Source organism: Porphyromonas asaccharolytica DSM 20707 (assembly GCF_000212375.1).
Lineage (GTDB): Bacteria > Bacteroidota > Bacteroidia > Bacteroidales > Porphyromonadaceae > Porphyromonas > Porphyromonas asaccharolytica.
Window position 1 is genome coordinate 975,003 of the sequence record NC_015501.1, and the last position, 15,675, is coordinate 990,677.

Consider the following 15,675-nt stretch of genomic DNA (forward strand, 5'->3'; position numbering starts at 1 on the left):
AATTGCCCTCTTCTAACCCAAGTTTCACGGGAGGGGACGTGTAACGGCTGCTGGGAGCGGGCGGTAGCGTTTGTGTTATGGACTTTGTGTCCTACAGATTTTGATTTTCCTAAAGGGGGCTTCTCGTAAGCCTAGCTTTTGGTAGATCTCGGTGGCTTGTTTCGAGGGCTTGCTACATTGTCGCATTTCGACCTTTTCGCCCAGCGGATTGACGCCTTCGGTGGTGACTAACTTCTGTGTAGACATACGTCGGACGATCTCCCGCCAGTAGCAGTTCTCGCCCTGCGCTTTGAGTCCACAGCGTATGGTATTGACAACCCAGTAAGCGAGCAGGCCAAAGAAAAGATGGGCATCGCTGCGCTGATCCGTCTGATGAAAGAGCGGGCGCAAGTGTAGATCCGTCTTGAGCTGACGATTCGTGCACTCTATCTCTCGGATCAAGTTGTAGTAGTCCCAGGTGGTGCGCTCGTCTAGTGTACGGACGTTGGTGCGCAGGAAGTAACCGCCGTGACCGCCCTCTACCTTGGAGAGGTCTTTGATCTTCCAAGCCACCTCTTGCATCTCTAGGGGCTTCTCCTCACTGCGGATGTAGTTGATCTCGTAGTAGCGTGCAATCGACGGATAACGCTCTATGGCTCTGCCTGTTCGCTCCACGACCCTTTCGTACTTCTTCGTGCCTCCCTTCTTCTTGATCGCCTCGTTTATCTTGATCAACTCAGCCTCAAAACGACTGCGCCATTGCCTGTTCATAGAGGCTTCGGTCATCGCTTTTGAGGGGGAGGTAATCTCTAGAAAATAGTCCTCATCGGGAGCCGTGTGCACCTCACGAAGCTTGATCTCTCGCTTGCTGGAGTCCTGCACGACGATACACTTGTGGTTCTCTCGGAGGGTGTACTCCTTCAGCCTCGTACGCGAGACGCAGAGGTAGTTGTAGCCCTTCGCTTTGATTTTCGTTAGGTTCTCCTCAGTGGCAATGCCCGCATCCATAACGATCAGCGTCTTTTCCTTTCTGGCAGGGCTTTTCTGAGCCAAGCTCTCAATCATATCGGGCAAAGACTTCGGGTCTGCCGTATTGCCCTCGAGGATCGAAGAGTAGCGAATGAACCCCTCTTTGTTGATGCACAGTGCCAAGACGAGGAGTTTGCAGTCGGAGCGTTTTTCTTTGGATCGACCAAACTTGCTCTTCTGGCTATTGCGCTTGCTTCCCTCAAAGTAGAAGTTAGTCAAGTCAAACAGCATCAGCTTATTGTCTATGTTAAAGAGGTGGTCGGTCATCATGCAGAGATGATGCTCAAGTTGCTCCTTGAGGGCAAAGAGCTGGTCGGTAATCGTGTAAAGCGCATTCCTACCTGGGAGCCAATCGGGGCGACCTGAGTAGAGTTCAGTAGCCGCCGAATTGTCACGCATAGTGAAGTAGGAGGCGTGCTCAGAGGTGGCATAGACGGTGCGAACGATCAGTGCAGAGAGAGCCGTGTGGATGGCCTGCTCCGACCAACCTTGACGCTTCAAAAAGCTCTCCAGCTCTAGCTTATCAATGGTTTGCTTGCAGAGCCACTCGGCTCCCACATTGCGAGCATCGGTGTGCTTGGCGGAGTCCAAGTCGATGTAGTGCTCCGCCTCCTTGCGAGCAGCCTGCTCTCGCTTGTCAAAGCGATCTATCCCGCCCTCCTGAACCATCCTATTCCACCATTCGTCAGCCTTAGCTTGTTCGTGTTCGGTCAACCCATTGAGTCGTTCGGAGAAGAGCGTCGTGGCGTGACGATTCTCAAACCTATTCGTCAGTGCACGAGCGATCTTCTTAGCCTGCAGAGCATCAATGGAGGGGTCGAAGCCGACGTTGAGCAGGATCAGCGAATGGACATTTCCCCGCACATCACGATAAGACTCCTTCAGTCGATAATAAGGAGCCTTCTCGCCGATTGTAGGGTTGAAACGGGTCTGAACATTTGCGTGCATGGCGCAAAGTAACAACAAATATTTCACCCAAAAGTGTCCTACAAATCGGAATCAGCTCCGATCGCCAAAAGCCCCCTTTGACACTCAGCGAGTTACGACTCTCGCCCCCTCAAGTTTCGGGGCAAAACGTCCCGAAATTCATTTTTGCCGTGAAACTTGGGCTAAATTTATTGATGTCCGATAATATAGCTTGTCTCTATAAACTCGAGCTCTGATTCTCTCAAGGACGTGTCGGATTTGAGATGCTTGTAATAGGCTTGTGGGCTTTTATTTAGCTTCTTACAGACCTTCTTGATTTGATATTTATATTGATCTCGCACGGCTGTCACGATGAGGAGCCTCTTTTTTCTGCTTTTCGCCGTATACCTCCAAGCAGGTCTTAAAGACATCTCGCTCTAAGCATGCTTGGTGAAGAGCTTTTTCGAGCTCTAGGATACGTGCCTTCATGGTGGCACAGTCGTCGTTGCTGAGCTCCTCAGAGGAGGCGCTTTGTGGGGGTATTCTCTTTTTGTTTATCTCTTTAGCCACTATAGGGTTTTCTTGCTCAAAGGTGCGAATTCAATTGCGATCCGTCCATAATGTCCCCTGCTACTAGTTTGCTAGAAGCTTGGTTGAGTAGCCAGTTATGTAATAGCGCTTTAGAGTCTCAATTCGTTCGACCATTGTGGCATGTCCCTTGGTAGGGCGATTTTTTGAAGCCTATGCGGGCATCGATTACGTGTATTTTCTCTGTTTCATTGTACCCTTGGTTATCTTACTTACGAGTAAACTTTTTTCAAATTAAGACAGTTGTTGGACTGTTTGTTTATATGTATAAATATTTTTATTACATTTGTAGGCGTAATGAGCTTGGTAATGGAATGTCTTTCTAGCTTAACGCTCAGAGTCGACAAATGAAAAAGATCAAAATGAACAGTGAAGAGTAAATAGATAGATTTCACGCAGCTAGAGTAAGTTCCTCAAAGGTCTAAACCTTAAGTGTGGGCTCATCTAGATGAAGCTTTGACAGATACGTGAGGAAATGACTTGGGTTGTCAAGATGTAACGTAAGGACTTATCAGTAAATCACGAAAACTAATAACTACTAATACTAAACACTATAATGCTATGACCAACAAACACTTTTATGCTGTCCTAGTGCTAGCGTTTACGCTCTTTGCATTGCAGAGTTGCGATCCTAAGACTCCTGTGAGAAAGCCTGTAGTCGAGGCTACAGTGCCTTCAGTCAAGGTCTTTGAGATACCGCTAGATGTGTCTAGCGCTCTCGATGTCAGCCAAAAAACTACGCTAGATTTGAGAGATGCTCAGGAGAAAGTGCTATATGAAGATTGCCTCTCTTGGGATATGAGCGATGTCATCAACTCTAGTGGTTTCTCTCAAGCGGAGATTAAAAGTATCCGACTTGACAAAATGACAATCGAGTGCATCAAGCCCGAAGGCGTAGACCTGACTTTGTTTGCGCCTATGCGTCTCTATGCAGGACAAAACTACAAGTTGATTGCAGAGACAAATGCGGAGAATGCTCATCCTAATCTGCTAGATTTAGTACTACATGAGAAGGATCTAGCACAGTACATCACAGCTGATCAACTGCCGATACGTATCTCCACAACGAGAGACAAGATCTCTGAGTGGCCATATGGAGATACAAACGTATATGTGAAGATTACGCTTTCTATAACAAGTACAGTTCGAGCAAAATGAACCGAATCCTCTATCGTATCCTAATAGGAGCGGCTACTTCGCTCCTTCTCTGCACGGGGGTATCAGCTCAGAAGACCTCCACCTACAAGCGTCTTCCCAATGGACGCTATGTCTCTGAAAAGCCTAGAAAAGCTCATCGAGCAGTATCCCAAGAGGATGAAATGCCCGTAGGACTTGCTCTAGGCGTGTCAGTGCCTGATGGTGTTACGGCTCAGTGTGCCGTGCGTATCATCCCTCAGCTCACCATACGTGCAGGCGTTGGCTTCTTCCCTAAGTTACAGGTCTATAAAAGAACTTTTGACCTAGGTGATGCTGCTCAGATGCAAAGCTACCGAGATGCACTAGGCTACACGCCTCAGGTGTACACGAATGCTGCTTATAGCAACCTCAATGGGCAGCTTATGCTTGACTGGCACCCGATGGAAAACGGCTTCCGTGTCTCAGGGGGCATCTATCTAGGAGCTCCCAAGGTGCATGCTCATGGCATGATGATCGATGCTAAGACGAAAGAGTCAATTATGAAGCAAGAAAGTAGCCTTGATCCAAACAATATGCCTAGTATCACCATCTCCGACGACAATGATGCAAGTCAAAGTGTCACCATACAGCCTAGTAGTGAAGCGGCGCTTGATGCTACGGCCACTTTAGGTCGTACTGTGAGACCTTACATAGGAATCGGGTATGGTCAGATGGCTCCATCAGACAAGCCTGTCTCATTTTTCATCGACTTAGGCGTTTTACTGGCGGGAAAGGCTCGCATTGCTTCTCCAAACGTTATCGCTGGAGATCCTAACGTACTCGTTGACTTTGATGCCTCGGTGCAGGATGTAGTCTACAAAGCACAGTTCCTACCAGTCCTTAATGTAGGTGTAGCAATAAGACTAGGAGAGCCGATCCAATAACAGAGTTTATGGCTCTGTGGTTTGGCTTGTTGTATGTAGAATAAGGGAGAACCTTTATAAAGGTTCTCCCTATTTTGTTCTTCGCGAGCTACTCGTGGCGTAGTAGGTAGTGGTGGTCGGCATTATCGTCTTCGATGAGGTGCCACGCGCCTGAGTAGTAGAGCGTGTGTGGAGGTTCGTCGTGATGCCAAGGCGTTAGTTCGACGCCTCGCTTATGGTCGTGGTAGGAGTAGCACGGAGTGCAGGAGCTCATCACGATAGCGCAGTTGTCGGAAAGCAATTCGATCGCCAAGGTGTAAGATGATCTGTCGTGCCATCGGTGTGGTGCTTGTGCTTGCTACATCGGGGATATGAGTAAGATCCTAGCGAGCGATGACATGTAGCTCCTGTAGCTTAACCCAAGTTTCACGGCAAAAATAGAAAGCCCAACCGCTTCAAATCTACGGTTGAGCCCCCTCGGTATGCTCTTTCTGATTTTTATCGGACATCAATAATTTCCGAAGCTTCCGATACCCTCTAGTCTCTAACATCTAATAACTTAAAGAGAGGCACCCCGCATTGGGATGCCTCTCTTTATTTGTCTTTGAGCCAACTTACTACTTAACGCTAGCTGATAGCGTACGACGCTCACGAATGCGAGCAGCCTTACCGCGGAGGTTGCGTAGGTAGTAGAGCTTAGCACGACGTACCTTACCGTGACGCTCGACGTGGATCTCCTCAATAAAGGGGCTATTGAATGGGAAGATACGCTCTACGCCCACCCCATCTGAGATCTTGCGCACGGTGAAGCGACGCTGATCGCCATGACCGCTGATGCGGATGACCGTACCACGAAACTTCTGGATACGCTCCTTGTTACCCTCCTTAATACGGTAGTCCACAACGATCGTGTCACCGGGGGCAAACTTAGGTAGTTGCTTGCCGCTCTGAAAGTCTTCTTCGACTAGCTTGATAAAGTCCATAATAATGATGTATTACTTTTTTGATTAGCTATGAGCTAAACGTAATATACACAGGCGACTGACGAGACCTAGATCTAGTGCCCTGGTCTCTCTTCCTGTCAGAGATTACGCAAAGCTGACGACAAAGGTACAAAATTCTTGGTAATCAACAACTACTTTCAAGGCGCGTACATTTCACCGTACATTCCGGCTAATTTTTATTTTGAGGTGCTGGAGAGAAGGTAGATCCCCACGTGGGAATTCTCAAATCTCCACGTGGAAATTCTCAAATCTCCACGTGAAGAATAAAAAATCTCCACGTGGAGATGAAATGAAACTTCGGAGGAATCGTTTCGTCCCTACGTGGAGAATAAAAAATATCCACGTGGAAAATCGAAAATCTCCACGTGGATATTCTGTTTTATAGTCTCAGTTGATTAGAACACGTCATCCTAAAGTTTTCTCAGCACCTCAAAATAGGAATTAGCCTACATTCCACCCGCTAATGCCATTTTCTCAAGAATGATGCTTTTTCAAAGCTGTGCGATTCTTTTGTGAGGTATAGCCCTTGTCGGCTAATATCATCGTTCTTTCTGAAAGTCCTGCTTTTTCAACTAGCGAAATGATTTGAGTCGTGTCGAAAGTGTTTGCCAAAATCAGATGTTCGCTTTACATCGGCTGCCACAAATGACAACTTTATGCTACAGCTCTCTAACTTCATCAAGGGTGATATAATAACTATGGATCACGCCTATATCAGCAATACTTCGGAATCGTCGAAGGACCCCGACGGGGACGGGATCCCCGGGCTAGTTATGTGGTAGCTCTGCTGCGACTTTGCCTAGCTCCTCCTCGAGATCGAAGGGTATATGCTCACCACGTTCGAAGGAAGCAAAGGTCTCACTGTTGAGACTCTTATACTCTGGGATCGCCTGCTTGAGAAGGTAGACGACTCCATCGACATTTCCCTGGTGTGCCAACTGCCGGAAGAGCAGCACCATCCGGTGGATCCGCTCGAACGACTCCTCACGGGTCTGTACGATGTGAATCTTATTGTGTGCCGTGGGTAGGTCTTTCTCCTTGTCGTGGATGGTCTCCTCGTAGAGCTTCTCACCAGGTCGCAGACCTGTGTAGACGATCTTGATGTCCTTATCAGGCTCGTAGCCCGCTAGGCGTATCATACGCTCAGCGAGGTCGGCGATCTTGACGAGATCACCCATGTCAAAGACAAAGACCTCTCCTCCATGCGAGAGCATGCTGGCCTCCAAGACGAGCTGACTAGCCTCTGGAATGGTCATAAAGTAGCGCTCGATGCGTGGATCGGTGACGGTGAGAGGTCCTCCACGCTGTAGCTGACGCTTGAAGGTGGGGATGACGGAACCCGCCGAGTTAAGGACATTGCCGAAGCGTGTCGTCGCAAAGCGTGTCGTCATGGTCGTCTGCACCTCTCCTCGTTTGATCGCTAGGTCTAAGCTCTGGACGATCATTTCGCAGAAACGCTTCGTAGCTCCCATGACGCTACTGGGGTTGACCGCCTTGTCTGTCGATAGCATAACCATCTGATCGACACCATACTCGAGACATTTGCTCGCTATGTTGAAGGTGCCAACGATATTGGTGGCAACCGCCTCACATGGGTTTTCCTCCATGAGTGGTACATGCTTGTAGGCTGCTGCGTGAAAGACCTTGTCGGGGTGGAACTTGCGCATGACAAAGTCTAGTCGCTGAGGATTGCGTATGTCTCCCATAACATAGGCGAAGCGTCCATTCGGACAGCAGCGCTGTAGCTCTAGTCGCAGCTCGTGCATCGGTGTCTCCGCTATGTCAAAGAGCACGATCAGTTGAGGCTCTAGGCGAGCGAGCTGACGGACGATCTCGCTACCGATAGAACCTGTAGCTCCTGTCACAAGGATCGTCTTGTCGTGCAAAGCATCCGATATGGGCTTCATGTTGAGGAAGATGGATTCACGACCTAGTATATCTTCTATCTGTATCTCCTCGATGGGTGGACGACTATCTACATTGAGTATGCGTCGTGGCTCCTGATCGACTAAGAGACGAATCTTGCGGTCTATGCAGATCGATGCAAAGGGGGCATTCTCGTGCAGCACATCGTAACCAGCGAAGAGGAGTACGGAGACGTGATGCTTCTCTAGTAGTGCGGAGAAGCTGTCGGTGTCTGGAGCGTAGAAGATTGGTTTGCCACCGACGGTCATGCTTTTAGCAGGTTGCTCTGTCTCGACGTACCCTATGACATAGAGCCCTTTGTCCTGATAAGAGTTGGAGAGCTTCTCCGCAAGCTGTGAGGATCTATCATTGACCCCAAAGATGAGTGCGGGTGTGCGACTGATCGTCGAGGGAACTCCATTGACAAACCTCCAAACAAATTGCACGACGATTCTGAAGCCCGTCAAAAAGAAGAGTGTGAAGAATGTGTCTAATGCAAAGTATAGCACGCCAAAGAGCCATCCTCTAGACAGAATGCCCGAGATTAGCCCCAGAACGAACGCTTTGCTCAGTGATAACCATAGATAGTTAAAGCCATTAGAGAAGGTCCGAATGCGGATGATCCCCTTGTAAACGGGAAAGATGAGCAGTACAATCAGCGAAACAACTCCCGAAAGTCCCAAAAAAGAAAGGGTAGGGTGTGTCAGTCCTGTGTACTCTATGATAGTCTCATGGAAGTAAACCCCAGTGAGCGTAAGAAGCGTGTAACTAGTTATGAATATAGCAGACAGCGAGGCTATAATGCTCAGAAGTAAGTCAATGAGCGCAATAATGCGGTAGTTGACATAACGACTACCTAGACATTTACGTAAGAACTCTTTTGTTTTCACAGTAACCAAGCTTCTATTAGTTTTGCGGGGGGGGGGGGGGCAGACTTGCATAGGCGGGCGGAGTATACTAATTTTCTATATGAATTTACTACATAAATTGCACTAGATGTTTATTATTCGCGTGTAGCTACTAGTGTTTGGTTGTTGCTCATGAGAGCGCGTATAGGCTCTTCGTACCGAGCGTAAGTTTTAGCGGATGAGATCGTCTTTCGGAAGAAATCTATCCGATGAGTATCAGTGCCTACAAAGTCATAGAACCCACGCTCGAGGAGCTGCTGAGCTCGCTTCTGAACCTGCTCTCCGTACATTCCAGTGAGACTGAAAAGGTTGAGTTGGAAAGCACAACCAGCACCTCTCAAGCGGCTATACGCTCCATCGCTCATATAGAGGTATCGCTCAGGATGAGCTAGCATTGGGATCGCACCTGCCGAGATGACAAGCTGAATGAGCCGGTAGAGGTCTAGGGGAGCACCTATAAACGAAGTCTCCACGAGCAAGAACTTGCTACTCCCCAGAGTGAGCAGTGGCTTGGATAGCTGTGCCTCAAAGCCTTCGTCCATCATATATTCAGCTCCGAGCGTGAGCGGTACTCCTAGATCCGATAGATCAGGGAGCAGTCGCTCTACTTCTTGCTGGAGTGTATTGCTATCGTTGTGTGGGTAGCGCCTGTAGATATGTGGTGTGGTGATGATGCGCTGAATGCCGATAGAGTGCATTGTCTCGATCAGTTGGCGGGTTTCATCTAGCGAACGGCTGCCGTCATCAACTGCAGGAACAAGGTGACAGTGTATGTCTGTCATTCCTTCGAGCCACCCCGCAGCGATGATGTCTACAGTCCTATTTCTTGTCCACCACATATAGCTCCCTTAGTCTGAACTAAACTAATTAATTAGACTTGCTATCATGCTCGCTTTCGCTGCCGTAACCGTAACCGTAGCCGTAACCGTAGCCGTAACCGTAACCATAGCCATAAGAAGAGGCTCCGACACCAGCATCATTGACTACGATGCTAAGCCCTTTGAGCAAACGCTCTCGGTAGAGGGTCTCCAGCTCAGGTAGCAAGCGACGTGGCAGGTGGTTCTCACGTGCGATCATAATTGTAATGTCTGCAAGTGGGCTGATTACACGAGTATCTGCAAGATTGAGCACGGGAATGGTATCCAATACTATATAGTCAAACTGTTTGTCGGCATAGTCTAGCAGGGCTTCAAAGCGAGGAGACATAAACAGTTCTGTAGGATTGGGTGGTATAGGACCACTTGGGGTGAAGAAGAGACTATCCGCAACAGTGGTTGGACAGATAATCTTCTGTGGATCCACCTTGCTGTCAGATAGGTAAGTGGATAGACCATCCAACCCCGATCGATGCATACCAATAGCCTTAGATAGAGTGTTCTTGCGCAGGTCGCAATCTATCAGCAATACGCGACTGCCAGCTTGAGCTAAGCTTAACGCTAGATTGGAGGAGGAGAAAGTCTTCCCTGATCCCAGTATCGCAGAGGTGATCATAATGCGCTTGACTTGCTGTGTACTATTGGGCGTCAGGAAGGATATGTTGGAGCGTACGACTGTGAAAGCCTCGGAGACTACACTGCGCCTGTGATGCCCGACGATGAACATACGAGCTGCTTGGTCTATGATCTCGTTTCGCTCCTTACTGCTTAGTCCTACAAGCTGATCTTTGATCTGCTCCTCGACCTGCTTGATATGCTTCTTGGATGCCTTGTAGTGGGGGATCTCACCTAGCACGGGGATTGAGGTGTAACGCTCTATGTCTGCCTTACCTCGTATCTTATTATTGGCGATGCCACGTATGTATAGTATGCCCATAGGAATCAGCAGACCAAGCAACCCAGCGGCCAGCATGATGATAGGAGCACGAGGGCTAACAGGCTCAGTAGGTCCTGTAGGCGTTTGGATGAGACGTGCGTTTGACTCGGCAGCCTCGATAGAGAGTGCGTTTTGCTCTCGTACGTTGAGGAGGAAGAGGTAGAGCTCCTCCTTGATCTTTTGCTGTCGGTAGATACTTCCTACGATGCGCTCCTGCATAGGCACAGAGGTGATGCGACCCTTATAGCTGGACTGCTCGGAGAGAATACCTTGACGCTCCACTTCGAGTGTAGATATGAGGTTATCTATGGAAGTGATGATAGAGAGTCTCTGTGCTGCGAGCTGTGTGTTAAGTTCCTGAACGAGCGGGTTCTGGCTACTAGAGTTAGCTTGTAGCTGGTCACGCTTGAGTAGAAACTCGTTGTACTTAGCGATAGCCGCTTCGATGGAAGGGGAGGCAATGCCCACATTAGCTGGAATGAGAGACTCCATTTGATTCTTGTCCTTAAGGTGCCCTCGGACAAACTGAGCGATGGAGATACTATTGTTCAGTTCGACTAGTCGTGTCTTGACTTCAGAGCTTCCCTTAATGTACTCCTGTGCTTCGGCCTGTATATCGGCAATCTGCTGGGACTGCTTGAAGTCTTCGATCTCAGCATCGACCTGTCCCAGCTCGGAACTGATGATAGCTAGACGATCATCGACAAAGCGCTGGGTACTCTCCGCTATCTTGACTTTATCAGAGCGCTCTAGCTCTGTGTAAACAAGGATGAGCGTGGAGAGAAAGTCCTCAGCAAGTAGAGGATTGCCCGCCTGTATGGTGAGCTTGATGACGGATGCGTCTTTCTGCTGAAGGGATACCTGAAGAGCCTTCATGTAGTTGCGCACGACAGCATTGAAGTTGTCTTTTTGCACCTTCAGCACTTCATAGTTTGGAAAGTTGCTGTAGTACGGTGTAGCCTCTACAACAACCTTGCCAATGGGGGTGGCTATGGTATCTCCTAGAGTAGCAGCGATAGGCTCTTGAACTTTGCCAATCAGTGAGCTCTTGATATCGTAGAGGATCACTTGATTGTGCGCCTCTTTGTCAGACTTGATACGGAGGGAAATCTTTTCGTCAGGGTCTGCATTGACAAAGCGGATAGATACGGGCGACTGCTTGTAGAGATCTTTCTCTCGCAACCCCGCATCATAATGATACTGTACATCTAGTCCGAGACGACGGACGGTCTCGCTGACGACACGCTCGGTCCCTAAGATTATGATCTGGTTGGAGACATCATCGCTGTAGGAGTGCTTGTCTCCTGTAAACTGCGCTAGCCTCTCTATGGCGGAGTTGATCGAAGTTTCGCTCTTGATCAAGAGACTCGCAGATCGACTGTATTGATGGGAAGAGGACTTGATGTAGAGAAATCCTAGAGCGAGACAAACGAGGAACGATAGAAGTATAAATAGCCAGTTGGCCTTGAGGATCATCAGAATATCTCGTAAGGAGAATGTGCTGACCTCCTCGGAGGAACGTATAGGTTCCTGCTGGGTAGAAGCTGTTTGATATTCCATTCTAATAAACCGTGCTGAGTGTAGAAGTTAGAGCTAGAAGTGCTTACTTCTTCTGGCTAGCTATAATTGTGAAGACAAAGGTTGTCAAAGAAGTCGCTGTGCTGACAACGCTTAGCCAAGTCCCCACATTGTTGTTGGGGTTGATGCTAGCTGTCTGTGCTTTTGCGTTGTTTGGCTCCACATAGACGATGTCTCCCTGACGGAGGAAGTAACAGGGAGATTCAAATATATTGTTGCTACGTAGATCGTGTGCGATGATGTATCGCTCTCCATTGATCTCTCGTATGACCAATACGTTGTCTCTGCGTCCTTGTATCGTTAGGTCACCTGCCATAGCGATTGCGTCTAAGATGGAGACCTGATCACTCACCATAGGAAAGCGACCTGGACGAGCCACTTCGCCTAGTACAGATATCTGTGCATTGAGTAGAGAGACCGTAACGGTGGCATCGTTGAGAAGACCTTGATCACGGAGCGCTGTAGCGATCTTATTATTTAGCTCATTGCGGGTTAGTCCCTCTGCCTTAATTCGACCTAAAGTTGGGAATGTTACGTAGCCCTCATCGTCCACAAGATAGCCCTGCTGGGTATTAGCTGCTGAAATGCCGAAAGCACTATAGTAACCGACCATTGGAAGGTTGAAGGGATCAGAGAGCTCTCGATTCTTGGAGTTGACGGTGATACCGAGCATATCACCCTTAGCAATATGTAGGACAGGCACACTGTACTGGCTCTGGGAGCCTATGGAGGCATCTTGTAGGTAGACAACATCTTTGCGTGATGCACAAGAGGTCGTTATAAGACAGAGTGTCGCTACCAGAAGAACTCCAAAGAAGGGTGTGTTAAGGCGAACTAAAGATTTCATTCTTAAGTAGATGCGTTATATTGTTTGCTTAGAGAGCTCGCTCCAAAAGAGGCAAAGCCCCCCTTTTTTCTTGTTTGAAAGCTTCTCCCTTCGGATAGTTACTATAGATTAGTCATTTAGCAGAGGCAAAGATACGTATAAAAAGTGATTCAAGAAACTCTTCTTGCCACGAGATATGCACACCCTTATCTTAAGGCATTCTTTATAAAGTCCATAGAGTCCGTTCGATGTTGTGACATTTTCTGTGCTATAGCCTGTACATCGTAGCGCTCAGGCGAGCTAACCAACTCATAGGCTCCTTCTTGCTGACTCTCCAAACCGAAGGTCTTGATAAGCGTGTCAAAGCGACTGCAACCACCATGGTTATTGACGATAGCAACAAAAGGCTTGCCAAAGATGAGTGAGAAGGCCACACCGTGAAAGGAGTCTGTCACCACATACTGGGCGTTGAGAATCCCCTCGAGCCACGCCTCTACGGGAGGTAAGATGCACTCCTCCAGGCTCTCGCCGCGTGCGGTCCAGTGCCGCCACGGAGAGAAGAGCTGGTAGGTAGTATGCTGCGACTGCGCTATCTGCTGAGCGAGCGCCTCCTTGTGTGGTGTATCGGTAAGCATATAGGCGAACACCCCGCTCGAAGGCTCCACTCGCAATCCAAATAGGTCGATATACTCCTCTCTCGTGAGGAGCATCGTCGGATCCAGTACCCACTGCGCCGAAGCGCCAAACTGCTGTTTCAGGATTGGCACAGCAGAGAGCTCACGCACCGAAATCGCTACAAAGCGACTTAGTAAGTCGCTATAACGAGCCGTTCGCTCGGGAGCAATATCGATCGGATCTACGCCAAAGGAAGCAGCATAGGCGATGCGTCGCACGGGGTCTGACTCGGGAATAAAGCGAAAGAAGTAGTCGTCGAGCATCGGGACAAACGCTTGTCGCCACACCTGATCACTTCCCACGATATAAGCATGAGCGGGCTGCTGGCGGTAGTACTCCCGTAGCTCTTTGGCACTGCGGAGTCGTGGTGAGAGCGTGATGTGCTGCTGTACGAAGCGGGATGTGTGCTGCTGTATGATACGTTCCGCTTTTCTAGACTGGTCGTAGGGGATCTGCTTTAGTGTTAAGAGTCGTGACTTAGCCCACCGTCTTAGTGGAGATCGCTGGTCGAAGGGGATGTCTAGTGTCACAGGATCGTAGCCCAACTGGCGCAAGGCTTGCTGCAATGCATATGCCTGCATGATACCGCCATAGTTAGCTCCTAGGGGGTGTGTCAGTATATGGATCCGTTTTGTCGTCATTTTATTTGGTCAAGTCAGTCGTTTGGAGCCTGCCGCCGCTTAGAAAGATGCAGATAGCCCTTGACGAGTCGCTTCTCTTCGCCTGTCAGTGAGAGTGTTAGGATCACTACGGCACATAGCCCTCCGAGTAAGATAGAGGCTACCAATAGTCCCCAAATAGAGCCGACATAGGGGAGCCAACGCCGATAGAGGTAAGCTCCTAATAGCATGACGATGGTCGGCGGTAAGATGGGCAGCACCACACGCTTGAGGTAGTAGCCGACGCCTAGTGCGTGATACTTATAGGAGAGCACTAGACGCACCGCTAGGCACGCTATAGAGACTACTATATTAATGTATACCGAGTACTCTGGTGGAGCACCCAGCCAGAAGGCGAGCATAGAGAGCGGTAGGATCATGATGATCATTCCTCCGACCAGCACTTGGTAGGTGCGCACACGTCCTGTCGCCTGAATACCTGTCATCAGCGCCCCCGAGAGGCTCTCTATGAGCAGTACGATGAGCGTCAGCTGGAGCAGTAGCGAGGCATACTCAGGCGGCTTGACCAGCCATAAGCGAAGTAGCAGATCTAGATCTAACGCAAAGGGAATCACCACGCAGAGCATCAGCAGGTAGGAGATCTTAGCACTGGCGCAGATGAGCTTGTGGAGATAGCCATACTCCTCAGCAGCGTACGACTTGATGATCTGCGGATTAGCCGCCATCTGATAGTTATTTGCAAAGATCAGTAACGTACTACGCACTGAGTTGACAATGCCAAAAGCTGCATTCAGAAGTGGCCCGAAGAAGTAGTTGTAGACGATGTTGATGCCCTGCGTCTGAGCCACAGCAGCTAGATTGCCAAAGAGGTTCCACCCCGAGTAGGATAGTATCTCGCGATAGGCCGGCCTATCCCGTACCCAGCGAAAGTGCACCTGACGAAAGAGTCGTCTTGTGCTCCCCACATAGCAGAGAGCCATCACGCCGCTGACGGCAAGGAGCAGGATCGGGTAGAGGAGGAGTTGATCGCCAGCGTAGCTTTTCAGGAGTAGCACGGCACCAAGTCGCAGAGCGATGTCCACGATGCTGAGCAGAGCAAAGAGATTCATCCGTTCATGTGAGACGATGAGGCTCTGAAACGGGGTAAGCATCATATTGACCACAAAGGTCCCCAAAGAGATGAAGTAGATCCAGAGTGCCACAGTCATGCGCTCAGGCGGTGCCACAAGCTTGTTTGGCACGTACCATAGACCGAAGGGGATCGCGATAGCGCATACCAGCAAGACCAGCAGGAGCTGCACAACGATGGAGACACTGTAGATGCGCCCTACGCCTGAGAGATTGCCTCGTCCCAGCTCGTAGGAGTAGAAACGCTGTGTGGCGGATACCATCGCTCCATTGATAAAGCCAAAGGCGGTCACCAAGCTCCCCACCACCTGGTAGATACCGAAGTCCTCCGCTCCGAGCGCAGCTAGGAGTACACGGGAGATGTAGAGCGAGAGGAGGGTGACCACCGCCATACGCACAAAGAGGAAGAGCGTATTGCGGGCGATACGCTGCGAGCGAGACGATTGCATAGAGCGCTCGTCGGTAGTTTTGTTGTGTAGATCTTGTGCCATGGGATCTGCAGAGCAGTAGGGGGTGACACCTTGGTAAAGGTTTCTCCGATACAAAGGTAGTGAAATCACACAATCAGCCACCTCGCCCATCACCTAGACTGGCAAATGTAAAATATGTAGCTCTCCGTGAATTATTTCTCTATATTTGTAGGCGTAATACGCTAGATATTCACAAACTAAAACCCTA

The 15,675-nt window shown here is 49.3% G+C and carries 11 protein-coding genes; 2 read left to right on the forward strand and 9 right to left on the reverse strand.

The annotated features are described in order from the left end of the window. Positions 1-75 precede the first annotated feature (75 nt). The gene (locus PORAS_RS03900; RefSeq protein ID WP_013759745.1) at positions 76-1,956 is read right to left on the reverse strand and encodes an IS1634 family transposase; all 1,881 of its coding nucleotides are present in this window, start codon (positions 1,954-1,956) and stop codon (positions 76-78) included. 1,107 nt (positions 1,957-3,063) lie between these two features. Here PORAS_RS03900 and PORAS_RS03910 point away from each other — a divergent pair. Then, complete coding sequence (locus PORAS_RS03910; RefSeq protein WP_013760246.1) at positions 3,064-3,660, forward strand: hypothetical protein; 597 nt, start codon at positions 3,064-3,066, stop codon at positions 3,658-3,660. Then, on the forward strand, positions 3,657-4,562 hold the full coding sequence (locus tag PORAS_RS03915; RefSeq protein WP_013760247.1) for a hypothetical protein: 906 nt from the start codon (positions 3,657-3,659) through the stop codon (positions 4,560-4,562). The genes PORAS_RS03910 and PORAS_RS03915 overlap by 4 nt, the downstream gene beginning before the upstream one ends. 88 nt (positions 4,563-4,650) lie before the next feature. Here PORAS_RS03915 and PORAS_RS03920 read toward each other — a convergent pair whose 3' ends face one another. The 8 genes from PORAS_RS03920 to PORAS_RS03955 form a co-directional block, all read right to left on the reverse strand. Continuing rightward, the gene (locus PORAS_RS03920; protein WP_245528055.1) at positions 4,651-4,815 is read right to left on the reverse strand and encodes a hypothetical protein; all 165 of its coding nucleotides are present in this window, start codon (positions 4,813-4,815) and stop codon (positions 4,651-4,653) included. 343 nt (positions 4,816-5,158) lie between these two features. Further along, positions 5,159-5,524 carry a 50S ribosomal protein L19 gene (rplS, locus tag PORAS_RS03925; protein WP_004331354.1) on the reverse strand — a complete coding sequence of 122 codons (366 nt, stop codon included), beginning with the start codon at positions 5,522-5,524 and terminating at the stop codon, positions 5,159-5,161. 788 nt (positions 5,525-6,312) lie between these two features. Beyond that, positions 6,313-8,340: a UDP-N-acetylglucosamine 4,6-dehydratase family protein gene (locus tag PORAS_RS03930; RefSeq protein ID WP_004331333.1), complete on the reverse strand. Its 2,028-nt coding sequence runs from the start codon at positions 8,338-8,340 to the stop codon at positions 6,313-6,315. A gap of 113 nt (positions 8,341-8,453) precedes the next feature. Beyond that, positions 8,454-9,197, reverse strand: a complete 744-nt coding sequence (locus PORAS_RS03935; RefSeq protein WP_004331338.1) for a tyrosine-protein phosphatase — start codon at positions 9,195-9,197, stop codon at positions 8,454-8,456. Positions 9,198-9,225: 28 nt separating this feature from the next. After that, positions 9,226-11,730 (reverse strand): GumC family protein, encoded by a 2,505-nt coding sequence (locus tag PORAS_RS03940; protein WP_013760249.1) that lies wholly within the window; start codon positions 11,728-11,730, stop codon positions 9,226-9,228. A 43-nt stretch (positions 11,731-11,773) separates the two neighbouring features. Then, the gene (locus PORAS_RS03945; RefSeq protein WP_013760250.1) at positions 11,774-12,595 is read right to left on the reverse strand and encodes a polysaccharide biosynthesis/export family protein; all 822 of its coding nucleotides are present in this window, start codon (positions 12,593-12,595) and stop codon (positions 11,774-11,776) included. A gap of 185 nt (positions 12,596-12,780) precedes the next feature. Continuing rightward, positions 12,781-13,890: a polysaccharide pyruvyl transferase family protein gene (locus PORAS_RS03950; protein ID WP_013760251.1), complete on the reverse strand. Its 1,110-nt coding sequence runs from the start codon at positions 13,888-13,890 to the stop codon at positions 12,781-12,783. A 14-nt stretch (positions 13,891-13,904) separates the two neighbouring features. Further along, entirely contained in the window at positions 13,905-15,488 is a 1,584-nt protein-coding gene (locus tag PORAS_RS03955; protein WP_044211292.1) for a lipopolysaccharide biosynthesis protein, read from the reverse strand. Positions 15,489-15,675: the final 187 nt, after the last annotated feature.